At 66.3% G+C, this 19022-nt stretch carries 18 protein-coding genes; 5 read left to right on the forward strand and 13 right to left on the reverse strand.

The window, feature by feature from the left end:
- Positions 1–5: 5 nt before the first annotated feature.
- The gene (gene rfaD / locus VQ065_RS22795) at positions 6–998 is read right to left on the reverse strand and encodes an ADP-glyceromanno-heptose 6-epimerase (RefSeq protein ID WP_003091716.1); all 993 of its coding nucleotides are present in this window, start codon (positions 996–998) and stop codon (positions 6–8) included.
- Positions 999–1093: 95 nt separating this feature from the next.
- Positions 1094–1384, reverse strand: a complete 291-nt coding sequence (locus VQ065_RS22800) for a SelT/SelW/SelH family protein (protein WP_003091717.1) — start codon at positions 1382–1384, stop codon at positions 1094–1096.
- Between the two features lie 68 nt (positions 1385–1452).
- On the opposite strand from VQ065_RS22800, the gene plpD reads away from it, so the two are divergent.
- The gene (gene plpD / locus VQ065_RS22805; protein ID WP_003091718.1) at positions 1453–3639 is read left to right on the forward strand and encodes a patatin-like phospholipase PlpD; all 2187 of its coding nucleotides are present in this window, start codon (positions 1453–1455) and stop codon (positions 3637–3639) included.
- 7 nt (positions 3640–3646) lie between these two features.
- Here the strand turns inward: plpD and VQ065_RS22810 are convergent, their stop codons facing one another.
- The 10 genes from VQ065_RS22810 to VQ065_RS22855 all read right to left on the reverse strand — a co-directional run bounded on the left by VQ065_RS22810 (position 3647) and on the right by VQ065_RS22855 (position 15760).
- The gene (locus VQ065_RS22810; RefSeq protein ID WP_023103862.1) at positions 3647–5698 is read right to left on the reverse strand and encodes a FimV/HubP family polar landmark protein; all 2052 of its coding nucleotides are present in this window, start codon (positions 5696–5698) and stop codon (positions 3647–3649) included.
- A gap of 276 nt (positions 5699–5974) precedes the next feature.
- Positions 5975–6409: a MarR family transcriptional regulator gene (locus VQ065_RS22815; protein WP_003091721.1), complete on the reverse strand. Its 435-nt coding sequence runs from the start codon at positions 6407–6409 to the stop codon at positions 5975–5977.
- A 117-nt stretch (positions 6410–6526) separates the two neighbouring features.
- Positions 6527–7543 (reverse strand): DUF2804 domain-containing protein, encoded by a 1017-nt coding sequence (locus VQ065_RS22820; RefSeq protein WP_003091722.1) that lies wholly within the window; start codon positions 7541–7543, stop codon positions 6527–6529.
- 150 nt (positions 7544–7693) lie between these two features.
- Complete coding sequence (locus VQ065_RS22825; protein WP_023443486.1) at positions 7694–8863, reverse strand: GGDEF domain-containing protein; 1170 nt, start codon at positions 8861–8863, stop codon at positions 7694–7696.
- Positions 8864–8951: 88 nt separating this feature from the next.
- Entirely contained in the window at positions 8952–11090 is a 2139-nt protein-coding gene (gene recQ / locus VQ065_RS22830; protein ID WP_003091724.1) for a DNA helicase RecQ, read from the reverse strand.
- 83 nt (positions 11091–11173) lie between these two features.
- Entirely contained in the window at positions 11174–11524 is a 351-nt protein-coding gene (gene htpB, locus VQ065_RS22835; RefSeq protein ID WP_003091725.1) for a two-component system sensor histidine kinase HtpB, read from the reverse strand.
- A 65-nt stretch (positions 11525–11589) separates the two neighbouring features.
- Positions 11590–13305, reverse strand: coding sequence for a two-component system response regulator HsbR (gene hsbR, locus VQ065_RS22840; protein WP_003091726.1), 1716 nt, complete (start codon positions 13303–13305; stop codon positions 11590–11592).
- A gap of 1 nt (position 13306) precedes the next feature.
- A complete protein-coding gene (gene hsbA, locus VQ065_RS22845) occupies positions 13307–13612 on the reverse strand; it encodes an anti-anti sigma factor HsbA (protein WP_003091727.1) in 306 nt (101 codons plus the stop codon).
- 314 nt (positions 13613–13926) lie between these two features.
- Complete coding sequence (cheR, locus tag VQ065_RS22850) at positions 13927–14751, reverse strand: protein-glutamate O-methyltransferase CheR (RefSeq protein WP_003091728.1); 825 nt, start codon at positions 14749–14751, stop codon at positions 13927–13929.
- Positions 14752–14827: 76 nt separating this feature from the next.
- A complete protein-coding gene (locus tag VQ065_RS22855) occupies positions 14828–15760 on the reverse strand; it encodes a chemotaxis protein CheV (RefSeq protein ID WP_003091730.1) in 933 nt (310 codons plus the stop codon).
- A 131-nt stretch (positions 15761–15891) separates the two neighbouring features.
- Between VQ065_RS22855 and flgA the strand changes: the two genes are divergently transcribed.
- The 4 genes from flgA to flgZ all read left to right on the forward strand — a co-directional run bounded on the left by flgA (position 15892) and on the right by flgZ (position 18403).
- Positions 15892–16590, forward strand: a complete 699-nt coding sequence (flgA, locus tag VQ065_RS22860) for a flagellar basal body P-ring formation chaperone FlgA (protein ID WP_003091731.1) — start codon at positions 15892–15894, stop codon at positions 16588–16590.
- Between the two features lie 144 nt (positions 16591–16734).
- On the forward strand, positions 16735–17058 hold the full coding sequence (flgM, locus tag VQ065_RS22865; protein WP_003091732.1) for a flagellar biosynthesis anti-sigma factor FlgM: 324 nt from the start codon (positions 16735–16737) through the stop codon (positions 17056–17058).
- 54 nt (positions 17059–17112) lie between these two features.
- Positions 17113–17583 (forward strand): flagella synthesis protein FlgN, encoded by a 471-nt coding sequence (locus VQ065_RS22870; RefSeq protein WP_003091733.1) that lies wholly within the window; start codon positions 17113–17115, stop codon positions 17581–17583.
- Positions 17584–17611: 28 nt separating this feature from the next.
- On the forward strand, positions 17612–18403 hold the full coding sequence (flgZ, locus tag VQ065_RS22875) for a flagellar brake protein FlgZ (protein ID WP_003119635.1): 792 nt from the start codon (positions 17612–17614) through the stop codon (positions 18401–18403).
- Positions 18404–18406: 3 nt separating this feature from the next.
- Here the strand turns inward: flgZ and VQ065_RS22880 are convergent, their stop codons facing one another.
- The gene (locus tag VQ065_RS22880) at positions 18407–19018 is read right to left on the reverse strand and encodes a TIGR04282 family arsenosugar biosynthesis glycosyltransferase (protein ID WP_003091736.1); all 612 of its coding nucleotides are present in this window, start codon (positions 19016–19018) and stop codon (positions 18407–18409) included.
- Positions 19019–19022: the final 4 nt, after the last annotated feature.

The raw sequence follows: 19022 nt of genomic DNA on the forward strand, positions 1-19022 counted from the left end.
ATCCCTCAGGCACTGCGCGCCAGCCAGCGGCAGTAGCCGGAGACGCCCTCTTCCAGGCTCTGGAAATCGTCGCGGTAGCCCGCCTCGCGCAGCAGCTCCAGGTCGGCGCAGGTATGGCTCTGGTAGCGCGCCCGCAGCGACTCGGGGAACTCGCGGTAGCCGAGCAGGCCGCTTTCCACGGCCTGTTGCAGCGACAGGGGCGGCTGGTCGGCGTTGGCGCGGACGCTATTGATCACCGCCAGGGCGACCTCGTTGAAGGTCCGCGCCTGGCCGCTGCCGAGGTTGAAGATTCCCGAACGCTGCGGATGATCGAAGAAATGCAGGTTGACCCGCGCCACGTCCTCCACCGCGACGAAGTCGCGCAGGTGGCCGCCGGGCGGGAAGCCACCGTGTTCGCCGAACAGTTCGACCCGCCCGTCGCGGCGCAATTGCTGGTAGCAGTGGTAGGCCACCGAGGCCATCCGCCCCTTGTGTTCCTCGCGCGGCCCGTAGACGTTGAAGTAACGCAGGCCGACCACCTGGCTGCGCGCCTGCGGCAGCGCCCGCCGCACACGCTGGTCGAAGAGGAACTTGGAATAGCCGTAGACGTTCAGCGGCCGCTCGTACTGGCGCGCCTCGCGGAAGGTCCGGCCGGCGCCGTAGACCGCCGCCGACGAGGCGTAGAGGAACGGCACGCCGAGTTCCAGGCTGCTTTCCAGCAGGCGGCAACTGTAGCGGTAGTTGTTCTCCATCATGTAGCGGCCATTGCTTTCCAGGGTGCTGGCGCAGGCGCCCTGGTGGAACAGCGCGCGGACCGTGCCGAAGTCGCCGCGGGCGTAGCGCTCGAGGAAGTCGTTCTGGTCCAGGTAGTCGGCGATATCGGCGTCCGCCAGGTTGCGGAACTGCTCGCCGTCGGTGAGATCGTCCACCGCGATGATGTCGGTCTCGCCGCGCCGGTTCAGCGCCTGCAGCAGATTGCTGCCGATGAAGCCGGCGGCGCCGGTGACGATGATGCTCATGGGCACTCCCTTCGACAGGATGAATGCCCCCAGGCTATGCCTATGCGCCGTGCCGCCCGTTGACCTGCAACAAGCCATGGGCGGACGGCAGCGGTTCAGCGGGAAGGACGATCGTTGTGACCGAGGTCGCGTTGCGGGTCGATGCGGTCGCGAACCCGCTGTTTGAGCGCCTTGGCCTCGGGGAAGCCGCCGTCGGCCTTGCGTTCCCAGACCTGCACGCCGTCGCAGGTGATACGGAAGACGCCACCGGTTCCGGGCTCCAGGCAGACTTTTCCGAGATCGTCGGCGAAGGTGCTGAGCAGTTCCTGGGCCAGCCAGGCGGCACGCAGTAGCCACTGGCACTGGGTGCAATAGGTGATGACGATTTCGGGCTTGGCGGTGGGCATGTCGGCGGCTCAGGGGAAACGGTCGCGCCTATAATAGCCGCCTTTTCACCCGGCTCCGGATCGTTCTCATGCGCCGCCTGCTGCTCGTACTGCTGCTCCTGCTTCCCCTGTCCGCCCTAGCCACGGAGGCCCGGCCGAAGATCGGCCTGGTCCTCTCCGGAGGTGCCGCCCGTGGCCTGGCCCATATCGGCGTGCTCAAGGCCCTCGACGAACAGGGCATCCAGATCGACGCCATCGCCGGCACCAGCATGGGCGCGGTGGTCGGCGGCCTGTACGCCTCCGGCTACACCCCCGCCGAACTGGAGCGCATCGCCCTGGAGATGGACTGGCAGCAGGCACTGTCCGACGCACCGCCGCGCAAGGACGTGCCGTTCCGCCGCAAGCAGGACGACCGCGACTTCCTGGTCAAGCAGAAGATCAGCTTCCGCGACGACGGCACCCTCGGCCTGCCGCTGGGGGTGATCCAGGGCCAGAACCTGGCGATGGTGCTGGAAAGCCTGCTGGTGCACACCAGCGACAACCGCGACTTCGACAAGCTGGCGATCCCCTTCCGCGCCGTCTCCACCGATATCGCAACCGGCGAGAAAGTGGTGTTCCGCAAGGGCCACCTGCCCCAGGCGATCCGCGCCAGCATGTCGATCCCCGCCGTGTTCGCCCCGGTGGAGATCGACGGCAGGCTGCTGGTGGATGGCGGCATGGTCGACAACATCCCGGTGGACGTGGCGCGCGACATGGGCGTGGACGTGGTGATCGTGGTCGACATCGGCAACCCGCTGCGCGACCGCAAGGACCTGAGCACCGTGCTCGACGTGATGAACCAGTCGATCACCCTGATGACCCGGAAGAACTCCGAAGCCCAGCTGGCCACGCTCAAGCCCGGCGACGTGCTGATCCAGCCGCCGCTGTCCGGCTACGGCACCACCGACTTCGGCCGCGTGCCGCAACTGATCGACGCCGGCTACCGCGCCACCACGGTGCTCGCCGCGCGCCTCGCCGAGTTGCGCAAGCCGAAGGACCTCAACAGCGAAGCGCTCGACGTGGCGCGCACGCCGAACCAGCGCAAGCCGGTGATCGACGCGATCCGCGTGGAGAACAACTCGAAGGTCAGCGACGAGGTGATCCGCCACTACATCCGCCAGCCGCTCGGCACGCGCCTCGACCTCGGCCGCCTGCAGGACGACATGAGCACCCTCTACGGCCTCGACTACTTCGACCAGGTGCAGTACCGGGTGGTCAAGGAGAAGAAGCTCAACACCCTGGTGATCCACGCCACCGGCAAGAAAGGCGGCACCGACTTCCTTCGCCTGGGCCTCAACCTGTCCGACGACATGCGCGGCGAAAGCACCTTCAACCTCGGCGGCAGCTACCGCATGAACGGCCTCAACCGGCTCGGCGCCGAGTGGCTGACCCGGGTCCAGCTCGGCGACCGCCAGGAACTCTACAGCGAGTTCTACCAGCCGCTCGACGTCGGCTCACGCTACTTCGTCGCGCCCTTCCTATTCCACGAGGCACAGAACGTCGACGTCACCGAGAACAACGACCCGCTGCTGCGCTATCGCCTGGAGCGCTACGGCTACGGCCTCAACGTCGGCCGGCAGATCGCCAACAACGGCGAAATCCGCCTGGGCGCGGTGCAGGCCTACGGCAAGGCCGACGTGCGCATCGGCGACCCGAGCCTGCCGGACATCGACTTCACCGAGGGCTACTACGAACTGAAGTACTCGTTCGATACCGTCGACGACGTCAATTTCCCCCACGAGGGCGAGGAGATCGGCCTGACCATGCGCCGCTACGACAAGTCCCTCGGCTCGGACGACAGCTACCGGCAGTGGGACCTGCGGCTGAACAAGGCGCTCAGCTTCGGCGCCGACACCTGGGTGTTCGGCGGCGGCTACGGGCGCACCCTGGACGACGCCGAGGTGGTCACCTCCAGCTTCACCCTCGGCGGCGCCCGCGAGCTGTCGGGCTTCCGCCGCGACGCGCTGTCCGGGCAGAACTACAGCCTGGGACGGATCGTCTATTACCGGCGCCTCACCGAACGTTCCTTCCTGCCGCTGGACTTCCCGCTGTACCTGGGCGGCAGCATCGAGCGCGGACGCATCTGGAACAACGACAACGAATACGACAGCGGCTACATCAACGCCGCCAGCCTGATGATCGGCTTCGATACGCCGCTGGGGCCGCTGACCTTCAGCTACGGGATCAACGACGAGAACTTCAAGGCGTTCTACCTGAACCTCGGACAGAACTTCTGAGCGGAGTTCAGGCGATCAGCGCCAGCAACTCGCGCGCCTCGGCCTTCTGCCACGGGTCGCCGTGCGCCACCACCAGGCGCAGGATGCGGCTGGCCTGGTCGAGATCGCCGCTGTCGATGCAGGCGCGGGCCCGGTCCAGGCTGGCCGAGGCCTCCTCCGGCGGCACCGTGGCCGGCTCTGGCTGGTCGAGTTCGAGGTGTTCGTACTCGGCGACATCCGGCAGTTCATGGAGATTGCTCTCGAACGCCAGGGGCTCCTCCTCCGCCGGTTCCGCCTTGCCGGCAGCGGCGCGGCGCGGCAGGTCGGGGTTGTCCAGGGGATTCTCCAGGGCGCCCCAGTCGAGATCGAGATCGAGGTTGAGGTCGCCGAAGCCGTCGGCGCCCGAGGTCGCATCCGGTTGCTGCGCGGCGGGCGGCTCGGCCAGCGGCAGGTCGCTCCAGTCGTCGTCCTTGGTTGTTGCCGCCGGCGTCTCGGTCGCCGGCATCTGTAGCAGCGCCGGGTAGCGTCCGCGCAACTCGTCGATGGCCTCCGGGTTGCCGCCAGTGGCCAGGGTTTCCTCGGCCAGCGCGTCGAAGCCGGCCGCATCGCCCAGCTCAGCCAGCACCAGCAACAGCTTCATCCGCGCGCTCAGGCGCTGCGGCTGCTCGGCGAGTACCTGACGCAGCAGGTCGCGGGCCTGTCCGTAGCGACCGTAGGCGATATAGATGTCGGCGCCGTCCAGCTTGTCCGCCGCAGCCATGGCGGCGCGCGGAGCGGCGGCCGGGGCAGGCGGAGGAGACGGCGGCGGGCTGGAGGGAACGGCGACCGGCGGCCTGGCCTGTTCCTCGACCTTTGCCGGCGCCGGTGCGGCCGCCGGGGGGCGCGGCGCACGGCGCAGCGGCAGGTTCAGGGCAACCCGGCGCTTCGGTTCGACCGCTGGGACAGGAGTCTCTTCACGGCGGCGACGCAACAGCAATACGCCGAGCAGGGCGAGGACCAGCAGCAGGACGATCATCCAGCGCCAGTGCTGCGAGTCCGTCGGCGTTTCAACCGGTTGCGCAACCGAAGGCGCGGCCGCGGCGGGCGGCGGCGCCGCGGGCCGCACCGCCTGGCGCCGGGCCAGTTGTTGTTGCAGTTCGGCGACCTGGCGATCGCGCTGCTGCAGTTGTTCCTGCAAGGCCTGCAACTGGCGTTGCAGATCGTCCATCCGCTGGCTCAGTTCCTCCCGTTGCCGGGCCAGCGCCTCGGCCTCGGCATCCGCCTGGCGCTGCGCCTCGACGAGAGCCGCCGGAGCGTTTTCCACCACGGCGGCATCGGCTGGCGGCAGGACTTCCACGGCCGCCTCCTTCACGGCGCCGGGCGCGCCTCGCTCCGGCTGGTAGCCGGCCGGCAGGCGCAGGCGCGCGCCGGCCTTGAGCCGGTGCCGGTCGGCATTGACGAAGGCCTGCGGATTGAGCTGGTACAGGGCCTCCATGAGTTGCGCGCGATCGGCGTTGCCGGCACCACGCAGGCGTCCGCTGATGGCCCAGAGGTTGTCGCTGGGGCGAGTCAGGTAGTCGTCGCCCGGCTCCAGCAGTGCCGGGTCTACGACGACCGCGGCACTACGCGGCGCGGGCGCCGGCGTCGAGGATTGCCGCTGCGGCTCGATCCCGCTGCGCGCGGCCGGAAGCATGCGCGGCGTATAACCGAGCGGATCGAGCAGTACGGTGAATTCGCGGACAATGCGGCCGTTGGGGCGGGCCACCTCCACCAGGAAATTCAGGTAGGGCTCCTGCACCGGTCGGCTCGAGGACACATGGATGCGATTGCCACCGCGCCCCTGGAGCACCAGACTGAAACGCAGCTCGTTGAGGAACTGCAAGCGTTCCACCCCGGCCGCGGCGAAGACGTCGGCGCCCGCCAGGCGGACCTCGATCTCGTCCGCGCCGAGATCGCCGACGTCGAGCAGTTCGATATCCGCATCCAGCGGCTGGTTGAGCGCCGAATGCAGGGTGATGTCTCCCACTCCCAGGGCGCTCGCCTGCCCGGCCAACAGGCACGACCAGGCACACAACATGACACGCAAGGCTTTACCGGGCATTCCGTTCTTTTCTCCGCACTTCGAGCACACAGCCGGCCAGCGGTCGACTGCTACATCTATTTCACGTTAGCCCGAATTTCGCCCCGTACAGGGCTGAACGCACCACATGGCGCAAGACATGGCTTTTTGCCATCACTGAATAGAGGAATGCCGTGGAAACGGTCAAGATTTTTCGTCAGAAAACCGACGAAAACCTCTGTAGAGGGCTTTCGGACGAAAGCCCAGGAGGTGATGCCATAAAAATGGCGATTCTAGCGGAATTTCGTGACGCAGTGCTCAGCGCTTTTCCAGGTTCGCCAGGATTCGCAAGAGCACCTGCTGGCACAGCGCCTGCTCGGACTCGTCGATGCCGGTCAGTACGTCGTTGCGAACGCTGGCGGCGATGGCCTCGATATCGGCGATCAGCACATCGGCCTTGGGCGTCAGCACGATGTGCTTGGCCCGCCGGTCCTCCGCCACCGCCAGGCGCCGTACCAGGCCCTGGGACTCGAGGCCGTCGAGCAGTCGCGCCAGAGTCGGGCCTTCGACCCCCACCGATTGGGCCAACTCGCGCTGGGTGGGCGAATCGCGATGGCGCGCCAGATGCAACAACACCAACCAGCGCGCCTGGGACAGGCCGAGGTGACTGAGGCGGCGGTCGAGTTCAGCGCGCCAAGCACGGGAAGTCTGGGCTAGCAAGGTGCCGAAATAGTGCTTGTCTGTCTGAGCCATAGGAAAAAGGAGGTCCGATATTTCATTTGACTAATTATTAGTCGGCTAATAATGCCCGTCCAATTTCCCCCCGTACAATGACAAATTGTCGCACGATATGCCCAGGCCAGGCCCTGTCTACCACTTGGCGTACTGGTCCTCGACGAAGCCCCAGAGCCGCTCGATCCTCACCTCGGCACGACCTCGCGGGCGCAGCACACCGCTGAAACAACCGAAGATCTGCTTGAAGTTGCTCGCCAGCAGACCGAGGTTCAGCCGCTCCTGGTGCATGCCGTGGGCCTCGAAGCGCAGCTCTACCTGGCCATCGTATGAACGGATGGTCCAGGGCCGCAGCGGCTGGTCGCGGTCGAAGTCGAAGCGCACGCTGTCGACCTTCAGCAGTTCGCCGTCCAGCCAGTAGCAGTTCTCGGTGAAGCTGGTCTCGTTGACCCCGCACGACAGGTTCAGGCCGACCCGCAAGCCGTCCGCCTCGCCGGACAGGCAAGCCCAGTTCCAGAAGGTTTCCGGGCGCATGTAGCCCGCCGACCAGTCGTAATGGGCGAAGGCGTCCAGCGCCTGCAGGTCGTGGTCGCCGAGGGCGCTGCGCACGTCGCCGCGACAGCGCACGCCGGCCACCTTCTGCGCATAGACCCAGCCGTTCACCGCGGTCGGCGTACACAGGCACATAGGCTGGAAGCTCGGCGCCTCCTCGCTGAAGCAGGCGTCGATGCGGGTGCCATCGTCGAGTTCCACCAGCAGGCGTTTCTCCCGGGGAGCCGTACGGTTCTCCAGGCGTAGCAGGTTGCGCCCCTGGCGCAGTTCGCAGACGCCGTCGTCCGGGGTCTGGGAAAACCGGGTTCCGAACCCCAGCGGCAGCTTGAAGCGCCGCTCCAGCATGCGTCCGCTGGAAGGCTGGTAGAGGTAGACGAAGCCGACGCCAAGCAAGCTCAGCTGGGCCAGGGCGCAGCCGCCGATCAGCTCCGGGCTGATCAGGCCGAAGTACTGGAACTGATGGAAGCGTCGCCATTTGCCCAGGGCCCCCACGCGCCGGCCCATCGGCGAACGGAAGTCGAAATCGCGGTAATTGATGTGCTGCGGGGCACTCGGGAAGATGCCGTAGTGCGGTTGGCCGTTGGCCTGGATCAAGCGCTGCATGGGGTCCGTCCGGAAGTCGTCTCGCGGCGGGGCCGGCAGCTCTGCGAAGAGCGGCCGTGCCTGCCATTTTTTCCTGTCGAACCTAGCATTCGCCGCTTCGTCCCGCAGTCACCGGCGGCGCCAGCCACAGGGACAAAATCGGCCATGGACTCAGGCCACCACCTGGTTGCGGCCGAACGCCTTGGCTTCGTAAAGCGCGCGATCGGCATGCTCGTAGAGATCGTAGAGGCGCTTCAGGTCGTTGCCCGGGGTCGGCCACAGGCAGGACACGCCGACCGACAGGGTCACTTCGCGCGCCGTGTCCGACGCCTCGTGCTCCATGCGCAGCGCCTGCACCTGCGCGCGCAGCGCTTCCGCGCGCAGCCTCGCCTCATGCTCGTTGGCGCCGTACAGCAACAGGGCAAACTCCTCGCCGCCCAGGCGCACCGCCATGTCCAGCGGACGCCTGGCATTCGCCTCGAACACCGCGCCGATACGCTGCAGGACCGCATCGCCGGCCTGGTGGCCGTAGCGGTCGTTATAGGCCTTGAAATGGTCGACATCGCAAAGCAGCAGCGCCAGGGTCTTCTGTTCGCGCTGGGCCTGGCGCCAGAGGCGGTCCAGGTGCTGGTTGAAGCTGCGCCGGTTGTGCAGGCCGGTCAGGCTGTCGTGATCCGCCATCACCCGCAGCAGACGGCTGATGAGGAAATGCTCGCGCGACTTGAACTCCAGCAGGTAGCAGCCGACCGCGCCGATCAGGTTGCCGAACAGCAGGAACAACAGGTTGTAGCCCAGCGGTTCCTGGGCCCCCGCCCACCACTCGAAGCCCAGGTAGGCGAGCAGCACGACCAGCGCGCAGCTCAATGCCTGCGACAGACGCAGGCCGGCGAGGAAATAGGCGGCGAAACTGACCAGCAGCAGGCCTTCGTAGGGATAACCGGGATCGGCCCGGTGCGCCAGGCCGACCACCGCCGCCGCACCGACGCCAAGGGCGAGGACGCAGGCGATGCTCAGCGGCACCATCAGCTGGATGTGCCGGCGCAGCATGATCAGGCAGCCGCAGACCAGTAGCAGGACCAGCACGCCAAGGCGCACCGCCAGTACGCCCCACAGCGGAGGACCAGCGAGGATCAGCAGGTCGATGCCGATGAACGCCAGCCAGACGAGCATGCCGACGCTGAGGGCGATGCGTTTCAGCGCGAAGCTGTCCTCCAGCATGTAGCGCCGGTAGTCACGCTCCAGTTCGGGAAGGAAACGCAGGCCGCGGAAACCGCGGTTCAATTGGTCCGCATAGAGGTTGGAACGGGAGTCGTCCAACCGGTCCTTCTGTGTCACGCACACCTCTTCTCTTGGAGGGCTTGGCGTCACAGTAGACGCTTGCGAAGGACGTCACAAGATTGGCGTCAGAAAATACCGGCAAATGGCCATATCACGACTCCAGTTCCACCTGCAGGGCGGCGCGCACGCAGTGCAGCACGCCACTCGGCACCCGCTTGCCGAAACGCTCCTCCAGCGCCGCCACCGGCGGCAGTTCGCCGTCTTCCTCGAGGAAGGCGTCCTGGATTTCGCCGAGGAGTTCCTCGGGCAGATCCAGCGCCTGCTCCAGGCTCACCTGCTGACCGGCGATGGCCTCGGCGAGCATCGCGTAGACGTTCTTCTCGCTGCAATTGAGCTGGCGGGCTATCTGCGCCGGGGTCATCCCCGCACAGGCCAGGCTGGCCAATTCGTGGCGCAGGTCCTGCGGCGGCGCGGCGGGCGCCGCCGGCGAGTCGGTGAGGACATCGAGGAAGGCCTGGCCGTAGCGCTCCAGCTTGCGCGCGCCGACCCCGCTGACCTGGGCCATGTCGGATAGCGAGCGCGGCTGGCTGCGGAGCATTTCCAGCAGGGTCGCGTCGGGGAAGATCACATAGGGCGGCACCGAATGCTCTTCGGCCAGCTTGCGCCGCAGCGCGCGCAGGGCCTCCCACATTTCCCGCTCTTCGCTGCGCACCAGTTGGCTGGCGGCGCTGGCGCCGCCGCTGGAGGAGCCCTTGGCGCGCTGTGGCTTGAGGTCGCGGCGCAGCTCCAGCCGCACCTCGCCACGCAACAGCGGACGACAGGCCTCGGTCAGGCGCAGGCCGCCGAAGCCGTCTAGGTCGACGTCGGCCAGGCCGCGCGCGACCAACTGGCGAAACAGGGTCCGCCACTCGTCTTCGCCGCGCCCCTTGCCGATCCCGAACACCGCCAGGTGCTGGTGGCCGAGACTGCGGATCTTCTCGGTCTCGCGGCCGAGCAGGATATCCACCAGATGGCCGACGCCGTAGCGCTGGCCGCTGCGGTAGATCGCCGACAGCGCCTGGCGCGCGGATTCGGTGGCATCCCAGGTTTCCACGCCGTCCACGCAGTTGTCGCAATGCCCGCAGGGCTGCGGCATCTCCTCGTCGAAATAGGCCAGCAGCGCCTGGCGCCGGCAGCGGGTTTCCTCGCAGAGCGCCAGCATGGCTTCCAGCTTGTGCCGCTCGACGCGCTTGTGCCGCTCGTCGCCCTCGGAACTCTGCATCATCTGCCGCAGCAGCAGGACGTCCTGCAGGCCGTAGGCCATCCAGGCGTCGGCCGGCAGGCCGTCGCGGCCGGCGCGGCCGGTTTCCTGGTAATAGGCCTCGAGGCTCTTGGGCAGGTCGAGGTGGGCGACGAATCGCACGTTGGGCTTGTCGATGCCCATGCCGAAGGCGATGGTCGCCACCATGATCAAGCCTTCCTCGTTGAGGAAGCGCTTCTGGTGGTGGGCACGCAGTTCGTTGGACAGTCCGGCGTGATACGGCAGCGCGGGGAAGCCCTGGTTGCCGAGGAATTCCGCGACCTCCTCGACCTTCTTCCGCGACAGGCAGTAGACGATGCCGGCATCGCCGCGCCGCTCGGAGAGGAAGCCGAGCAACTGCTTGCGCGGCTGCTCCTTGGGCACGATGCGGTAGAAGATGTTCGGCCGGTCGAAGCTGGAGAGGAACTGCTCGGCGTTCTGCAGGTGCAGGCGCTGGATCATCTCCTCGCGGGTACGCATGTCCGCGGTGGCGGTCAGGGCGATCCGCGGCACCTGCGGGAACAGCTCGGCAAGCTGGCCGAGCTGCAGGTATTCGGGACGGAAGTCATGGCCCCATTGCGACACGCAGTGCGCTTCGTCGATGGCGAACAGGCCGACCGGCAGTCGTTGCAGGAAGGCCAGCATGCGCGGCTGGACCAACCGTTCCGGTGCCAGGTAGAGCAGCTTGATCTCGCCGCGCTGCAGGCGCTCGGCGATGTCCCGCTGCTGCTCGGGGTTGAGGGTGGAGTTCAGCGCCACCGCCGGCACGCCGAGTTCGTCCAGGGTGGCGACCTGGTCCTCCATCAGCGCGATCAGCGGCGACACCACCACCGTCAGGCCTTCGCGCAGCAGCGCCGGGACCTGGAAACACAGGGACTTGCCACCGCCGGTGGGCATCAGTACCAGCGCATCGCCACCCTCGGCCACCCGCTCGATGATCCGTGCCTGGTTGCCACGGAAGGCGTCGTAACCGAAAACGTCTTTGAGGATGCGTAGGGCTTGCTCGCGCATGAAGGACTCCAAATCGAGCGGCGCATTATACGCCAGGGAGGCTCGATCGGGCCGGTACCTTGTCGCCGGAAAGGACGAAAACCTCAGCGATAGCGCTGACGTTCCTGTTTGAAAAGGATGCGGACGATGGCGAATTCGCGCTCCATCTGTTCGATCAGCGCCGGCGCCCGTTGCAGGTCACCGCGCCTGGCGCTTTCTTCCAGCTCCTTGCAGTAGCCGGCGAGGAGTACCGCGCCCATGTTGCTGCTGCCTCCCTTGAAGCTGTGTGCGGTATGCCGCAAAGCCTGGGCATCGCCGGCCTGGAGGGCGGCATGCAGGCTGCGCAGGCGCTCCTCGGAGTCGAGCACGAAGGTATCCAGCAGGACCGGATATTCGTCCTCCATGACCTCCTGCAACGAAGCCAGAACACGATCATCGAGATGCGGCGCGGACATTCGATCGCTCCCTGAAGTCGACTTCCGATGCCCTACCCATTAGGAGCACCGCGACGAAAGCGCGATTATGCCTGAGGCGACCAGAAAAACTCCACGGACACCACCTTTCCGTCGGCCGACCACTGGCAACGATCGGACAATTCGCGGATCAGGCGCAAACCCCTGCCGCAGAGGCGTTCCTGACGCTCCACGGCATTCAGCGCGCGCTCCACGTCGAAACCTTCGCCGCTGTCCTCGACCCGCACCAGCAGACGCCCCCCCGCGCCATGCGGCGCCAGGTCCAGGTGCAGCCGCACGTAGCCGTCGCGCAAGGCCTGCAGGCGGCTGACCCGCTCCTGGTAATAGCGGGCGAATCCCGCCGCGTCGCTCTTCATCGTCGAATCGAGGCCGATGACGCCATGTTCCAGGGCGTTCGAATAGAGTTCGGCGAGTACCGTATACAGCGCACCGCCACGCGCGCGCAGGTCGTGGACCTCGAGCAGCAGTTGCAGCACATGGGGCAGCGGGTTGAAATGCTTGAGGGTTTCGGCGCGGAATTCGAAGCTCACCGACCAGTCCAGCGGACTGCTCACGCCGCTATCGGAAAACGCCAGCGGCGGGCATTGCAGGCCGCTATCCGGCTGCAGCCGCACTTCGAGCATGCTCACGTCGTCCTGCACCGCGCCGCGGAACTGCGCCAGGCTGCGCTGGATCTCGTCGAACAGCGCGGACGGCTGGCGATTGTGCTCGAACAGCTGGAGCAGCCGCGCCTCGCCGAACATCTCGCCAGCCTTGTTGCTGGCCTCGAGGACCCCGTCGGAAAACAGGAATATCCGATCTTCGATATCCAGCGGATAGGTTTCGCAACGGTCGCTGAACGCCGCCGGCTCGAGGATTCCCAGCGGCAGGTGGCGGGACACCAGGGCGACCCGCTCGCCGCTGGCGGCGCGCAGCAGGTAGCCGTCCGGCAAGCCGCCGTTCCAGACCTCCACCAGTTCGCGCTGGAAGCTCAGGTTGAGCAAGGTGGCGCAGCAGAACACGCCGACCGGCAGGATGCGCTTCAGCTTGGCGTTCATCTCGCGGAGGATGTCGGCCATCGGATAGCCCTTGGCGGTCATCCCGTAGAACACCTCGGCCAGCGGCATCGCGCCGATCGCCGCCGGCAGGCCGTGGCCGGTGAAGTCGCCGAGCAGCACGTGCATGCCGCCGGACGGCTTGTAGGCGGCCAGCAGCAGGTCGCCGTTGAACAGCGCGAGGGGCGATTGCAGGTAGCGCACGTTGCTGGCGTTCAGGCAGCCGGAATGGGCCACCTTGTCGAACACCGCCTTGGCCACCCGCTGTTCGTTGAGCAGGTGCTCGTTGTGCCGGACGATCAGGTCGCGCTGCTCCAGCACCGTTCGTTGCAGCAGGTGCAGGCGTCCCATGGCGTTGATCTTGGCTTCGAGGATCACCCGGTTGTACGGCTTGGAGAGGAAATCGTCGCCGCCCGCCTCCAGGCTCTGCACCAGTGCCTCGGTTTCGCTGAGGGAGGTGAGGAAGATGATCGGCACCAGCTCTTCGCCAGCCTGCTGCTTGATCCGCCGGGCCGCCTCGAAGCCGTCCATCACCGGCATCATCACGTCCATCAGGACCAGTTGCGGCCGCTCGGTCTCGAACAGCGCCACCGCCTCCAGGCCGTTGCCGGCGGTCAGCACGCGGTGCCCCTGGCGGCTGACGATGGTCGACAGCAGCAGGCGGTCGGCCGCGTTGTCCTCGGCGATGAGAATCGTCAGGCTCTCGATCCGCGCCGCCGGGGGATTCATCTCAGCTGATCTTGAACAACTGCTCGAAGTTGGAGATGGCGAGGATCTTGCGCACTTCCGGGCTGCAGTTCGCCAGGCTGATCTGCGCGTTCTCGCCGCCGGCGTGGTCGCGCAGCAGCAGGAGCATGCCGAGGGCCGAGCTGTCCAGGTAGGTGGCGTTGCGCAGGTCGACGACATAGCGTCGCGGAGTGATCGCGACGCGCTCGTAGGCGTCGCGGAAATCCTGATGGGCCCCGAAGTCGAAGCGCCCCTGGATCTGGATGGTCAACTCTTGCCCATCGGCCGAGGGCAGCGCAGTGATGGCCATGGAAGTCTCCTGGTAGGCGTGGCGGATCGAGGGAACGCTTGAATCATGTAAGCAGTTCCCCGGCAAAGCGGCAACTTGCCAGATCACCTGACTATCAGAAATATCTGTCAATACAACTAGATCGCGCAGTCCTAAACTGCCCCGCTCCGAGCCAGCCGTCCTGTGCCGAGCGGGCTGCGACGGCGCCGCCGCGCGTGGCGCTCGGAGCCTGGGCAGTGGGCGAAAGTCTCGTCCCACCTGCCCGTCCCAAGCGGACCCGCGCCAGGCTGCCAGGTCACCCCCGGCGCAACCTGGCGCGGGTCCGCTTCCTTGCGCTACTTGGCCCGGTAGATGATGCCCGGGCTGCACTGCACCATCTGGTAGTGGTCGGGCAGGTTGTTCAACGCCTCCGAGGCGCCGAGGAACAGGTAGCCGCCAGGCTTGAGCGTGCCATGGATGCGCAGCAGGATGTCGCGCTTCACCTCGGCGGAGAAATAGATCAGCACGTTGCGGCAGAACACCATGTCGAACTTGCCGAGGCTGGCGTAGCTGTCCAGCAGGTTCAGGGCGCGGAACTCGACGCGGCTGCGGATCGCCGGCTTGACCGCCCAGCGCCCCGGCCCCTTGGCGTCGAAATAGCGTTGCAGACGCTCCGGGGACAGGCCGCGACCCATCGCCAGGGTGTCGTATTCACCGGCCTTGGCGGCGGTGAGCATCGACCCCGACAGGTCGGTGGCGACGATCTGCACGCCCGCCTTCAACTGCCCCAGGTTGGTCTTCTCGAACTCGTCGATGGCCATCGACAGCGAGTACGGCTCCTGGCCGGACGAACAGGCCGCCGACCAGATCCGCAGGCGCTGCCCGCCGTTGGCCTTGATCAGTTCGGGAAGAACCCGCTGCTTGAGCACCTCGAACGGGTAGGTATCGCGAAACCACAGGGTCTCGTTGGTGGTCATCGCGTCCACCACCATCTCGCGCAGGCCGCCGCGCTGGGTCTGGATGCGTTGCACCAGCTCTCCCAGGCTCTTGATGCCCTGCTGCTCCATCAGCTTGTTCAGCCGGCTCGAGACCAGGTACTGCTTGTTGCTGCCCAGCACAATGCCGCAGGTCTTCTCGAGGAAGACCCTGAACAACTCGAAATCCGCATTAGCTGCCGACACGCATAAGCCTCTTCGCCCTGGGCGACCGGAACGCAGCCGGTCGCCCGTATTCACATTGTTGTCGAGGGCCGATCGCTCAGCCCGCGTCCACCGCCTTGATCCGCTCCACCACCCGCGCCGCCAGATCGTCCGGACGGAACTTGGCGAGGAAGTCGTCCGCACCGACCTTCTTCACCATCGCCTGGTTGAAGACCCCGGACAACGAAGTATGCAAGAGAATGTGCAGTTTCTGCAGGCGGGGATCGCTACGGATTTCCGCCGTCAGGGTATAACCGTCCATTTCCGGCATTTCGATGTCGGAGATCAGCATCAGCAGCTCGTCTTCCGGACGCCGTCCCTCGGCGAGCATGTTCTGCAGGTACTCCAGGGCCTGGCGCCCGTCGTTGAGCGCGGTCATTTCCACGCCGACCGCCTCCAGGCAACGGGTCACCTGCTTGCGCGCCACCGACGAATCGTCCACCACCAGCACCCGCTTGGTCACCGCGCGGCTCTGGGTCTCGGCGTCCACCACTCCGTGGGACACTTCCTCGGACGTCGGTGCGACCTCCGCGAGCACTTTTTCCACGTCGATGATTTCCACCAACTGCTTGTCCACCCGGGTCACCGCGGTCAGGTAATGCTCGCGGCCGGCGCCCTTGGGTGGCGGATGGATCTCTTCCCAGTTCATGTTGACGATGCGCTCCACCGAGCGCACCAGGAAGCCCTGCACCTTGGTGTTGTACTCGGTGATGATCGCGAAGCTGTTGGTCAGGTCCTGCAACCCGCGGCGGCCGGTGGCCAGCGCCAGGTCAAGGATCGGAATGGTGCCTCCGCGGATGTTCGCCACCCCGCGCACCACCGGGCTGGACTTGGGCATCACCGTCAGGCGCGGGCATTGCAACACCTCTTTCACCTTGAACACGTTGATGCCGTAGAGCTGGTTACCGTCCAGACGGAACAGAAGCAGCTCCAGACGGTTCTGTCCGACCAACTGCGTGCGCTGGTTGACTGAATCCAAAACACCGGCCATTGGCGCTCCCCTCAGACGGTCGTACCGGACTCCGGCACGACCATTGCTTAACCCGTTGCATGAAACAGGCAATGACAGTTTTTCGACGAATAATGGCCCGTAGCCATACTTCTCTACGGTTTTTACCCGTTTTGCTCGGGCTCGGCTACCTGTGCGCGGCTAACAACAGCCAGGCCCAGGGTTTTACCGCTCCCGAGGTACTTATCGGCTCCACCCAGGGGTTTCTTGAATTCAAGGTAGAAGAATATCTGCAGAATAGCGGACTCGACGGGCGCTACCAGATTCAGGTCAATCGCGTCGACCCGCGCTTGCGCCTGGCCGAATGCGACAGGGACTTGACGCTCAGCCAGGAAAGTCCGGCACAACCGATCGGCAGGGTCACCGTACGCATCGGTTGCGAAGGCAGTGCGCCCTGGACCATCTTCATGCCGGCGCAGGTGAAGCTGTTCCGCCAGGTGGTGGTCGCAGTGCAGCCTCTCAAGCGCGCGCACGTGCTGGAGGATGCCGACATCGCCCTGGTCGAGCGCGACGTCGGCCTGCTGACCCAGGGCTACCTGACCGATCCGGCCCGCGTCGTCGGGCAGAAGCTGCGCCGACCGGTGGTCAACGACCAGGTGCTGGCGCCGGTCTTCCTCGAGCAGGCCGAGGCCGTGCGCAAGGGCGACCAGGTGGTGATTCTCGCGCGCACCGCCACCATCAACGTCAAGATGCCCGGCGAGGCGCTGTCCGATGGCGCCCCGGGCCAGCAGATCCGCGTGCGCAACCTGCGCTCGCAGCGGGTGATCAAGGCCCGCGTGATAGAGCCCGGCACGGTCGAGGTGAATATGTAGAGGGAAAGCCGTGGCCGGTAGCGCTGGCGCTACCCCGGCGGGTTTCTCTAAACTGGGAAACGACGCACGAAAATAAGTCCTAAAGTTTTTCAAGCCTTCGCCGAAAAGCTAGGCAAGCGTCCAATACCTTCGAGGTTTACAACCATGGTCATCGACTTCAACCGGCTGAATCCCGGCAGCACGCCAGCCACCACCGGCCGTACCGGCAGCACCGCCGCGGGGCGTCCCGACGCCACTGGCGCCGACAAGGCAGGCCCGGCCGCGACTTCCGCTCCGAAGAGCGGCGAGTCGGTGCAGATCAGCGAAACCGCCCAGAACATGCAGAAAGTCACGGACCAGCTGCAGACCCTGCCGGTGGTCGACAACGATAAGGTTGCCCGGATCAAGCAAGCGATCGCCGATGGCACTTATCAGGTCGACAGCGAGCGTGTTGCCAGCAAGCTGCTCGACTTCGAATCCCAGCGCTGACCTCGAAGGACGCGCTGGAGGACATTGGACGCCGAATGAACTCCCGAGCCCGAGATGCCTGACTCCCCTACCCTGCTCGATCTGTTCGCCGAGGATATCGGCCACGCCAGCCAACTCCTGCAGTTGGTCGACGAAGAATTCCAGGCCCTGGAACGGCGCGAGCTGCCGGTCCTGCAACAGCTTCTCGGGGCCAAGCAGCCACTGATGCAGCAACTGGAGCGAAATGGCCGGGCCCGCGCGGAAATCCTCCGCGAAGCCGGCGTTTCCCTCGACCGCGAAGGCCTTGCCCGCTACGCCCGCGAGCGCGCGGATGGCGCCGAGCTGCTGGCGCGCGGCGACGAACTGGGCGAACTGCTGGAGCGTTGCCAGCAGGCCAACCTGCGCAACGGGCGGATCATCCGCGCCAACCAGGCTTCCACCGGCAGCCTGCTGAACATCCTCCGCGGCCAGGACGCCCCTAGCCTGTACGACAGCCGCGGCGGCACCGCCTCGAGCAGCCGGCAACGCCCGCTCAGCCAGGCCTGAACCCGACCAGCACACGTATCAAGGCACAGTGCTATCATTGAGGCATTCGTGCCCCAGGAGAGCATTGAAGGTGCCCAACCCGTTCGTCGAAGAAGCGGGGCCGCAACCCCCGAAGGTGCTCAAGGCCCCCGTGGAAATCCAGGCCAACCTGCGCCTGCTGCAGGATAGCCGCGACTCCCTGCTGATCACCTTTGCCGATCGCAACCAGCGCTTCCAGAGCTTCCTGGTGGACATCGACCGCGACCGCGGGATGGTCGCGCTGGACGAACTCATCCCCAACACCGGCGAACGTTTCCTGCAGAACGGCGAGGCGTTTCGCGTCGAAGCCTTCCACGAAGGCGTGCGTATCGCCTGGGAATGCGAGCGCCCGGTGCAGTTCGGCGAACACGACGGCGTCCCCTGCTACTGGGCCGCCCTTCCCGCCGAAGTGCTCTACCACCAGCGCCGCAACGCCTACCGCGCCAGCATCAAGCAGAGCCAGCCGATCGCCGCGGAAATCGCCGGGGAGAAACTCCGCGCGCCGCTGAGCGGACAACTGCTGGATATCTCCGCCACCGGCGCCAAGCTGCGCTTCGCCGGCAATGTCGCCGAACGCCTGCATCCCGGCGAGATCTACGAAGACTTCAGCGCCCAGTTGCCACAGGGCGCGATCAGCAGCGCGATCGAACTGCGTCACGTGCGTTTCGACGAAAAGCTCGACGCGACCTTCGCCGGCGTCCGCTTCAGCGAGATGAGCGGCCTCGCCCAGCGCCAGGTGGATCGCTTCGTCTACCAGTTGCAACGCGAAGCCCGGCGCTTCGAGAAAGACGAACTGTTCTGAGTCTCACAGGACCACTCCCAGCGCCGCCAGGCGCGGCAGGTCCTCGGGACGGTCGACGTCCCAGAGCGCCGGCAGCAGGTGATGCTCCCAGCCCAGTTGCCGGAGACGCTCGCAGGTCAGCGCCAGCAGGCGGTCTCCGCCCCAGGGCATCGCTTCGAACAACAGCGGGTCGACCCGGGTCAGGCCGAGCAGCGCGTAGCCGCCCCGCTCCACCGGCCCCAGCACCGCCTGGTGGCGGCCCAGGGCGGTGCAGGCCGCTTCCAGGTAGTCGCCGTCCAGCACCGGGCAGTCGTGGCGAATCAGCAGTACCGCCTCGCTTTCCGCCAACCCCAGCGCCGCGATACGCCGCATGCGCTCGCCGGGATCGCCGGCCGGCTGGCTCATCAGGCTCCAGCCCAATGCCATAGCCAGCGTCTGCAGATCGCTGTCCAGATCGTCGTCGAACCAGAGGATGCGGGCACTGAAACCGCGATCGGGCAGGCGCAGGGCGCGTTCCAGCAATACCCGCTGCAAGCGTCCCGCGCTCTCCTCGCCGATGGCCTGGGCGATCTTCGGCCGCCGCTGCCCGGGCGGCAGGTTGCGCACCATCAGGTGAAGGGAAAGCGTCGGACTCATCGCA

It is taken from the genome of Pseudomonas sp. KBN10P06128, assembly GCF_037574945.1.
Classification (GTDB): Bacteria; Pseudomonadota; Gammaproteobacteria; order Pseudomonadales; family Pseudomonadaceae; genus Pseudomonas; species Pseudomonas aeruginosa.

Coding starts and splice junctions, on each gene's coding strand:
- rfaD (WP_003091716.1), bottom strand. CDS start 998: ATGAGCATCATCGTCACCGGCGCCGCCGGCTTCATCGGCAGCAATCTG.
- VQ065_RS22800 (WP_003091717.1), bottom strand. CDS start 1,384: ATGCCCACCGCCAAGCCCGAAATCGTCATCACCTATTGCACCCAGTGC.
- plpD (WP_003091718.1), top strand. CDS start 1,453: ATGCGCCGCCTGCTGCTCGTACTGCTGCTCCTGCTTCCCCTGTCCGCC.
- VQ065_RS22810 (WP_023103862.1), bottom strand. CDS start 5,698: ATGCCCGGTAAAGCCTTGCGTGTCATGTTGTGTGCCTGGTCGTGCCTG.
- VQ065_RS22815 (WP_003091721.1), bottom strand. CDS start 6,409: ATGGCTCAGACAGACAAGCACTATTTCGGCACCTTGCTAGCCCAGACT.
- VQ065_RS22820 (WP_003091722.1), bottom strand. CDS start 7,543: ATGCAGCGCTTGATCCAGGCCAACGGCCAACCGCACTACGGCATCTTC.
- recQ (WP_003091724.1), bottom strand. CDS start 11,090: ATGCGCGAGCAAGCCCTACGCATCCTCAAAGACGTTTTCGGTTACGAC.
- htpB (WP_003091725.1), bottom strand. CDS start 11,524: ATGTCCGCGCCGCATCTCGATGATCGTGTTCTGGCTTCGTTGCAGGAG.
- hsbR (WP_003091726.1), bottom strand. CDS start 13,305: ATGAATCCCCCGGCGGCGCGGATCGAGAGCCTGACGATTCTCATCGCC.
- hsbA (WP_003091727.1), bottom strand. CDS start 13,612: ATGGCCATCACTGCGCTGCCCTCGGCCGATGGGCAAGAGTTGACCATC.
- VQ065_RS22855 (WP_003091730.1), bottom strand. CDS start 15,760: ATGGCCGGTGTTTTGGATTCAGTCAACCAGCGCACGCAGTTGGTCGGA.
- flgM (WP_003091732.1), top strand. CDS start 16,735: ATGGTCATCGACTTCAACCGGCTGAATCCCGGCAGCACGCCAGCCACC.
- VQ065_RS22870 (WP_003091733.1), top strand. CDS start 17,113: ATGCCTGACTCCCCTACCCTGCTCGATCTGTTCGCCGAGGATATCGGC.
- VQ065_RS22880 (WP_003091736.1), bottom strand. CDS start 19,018: ATGAGTCCGACGCTTTCCCTTCACCTGATGGTGCGCAACCTGCCGCCC.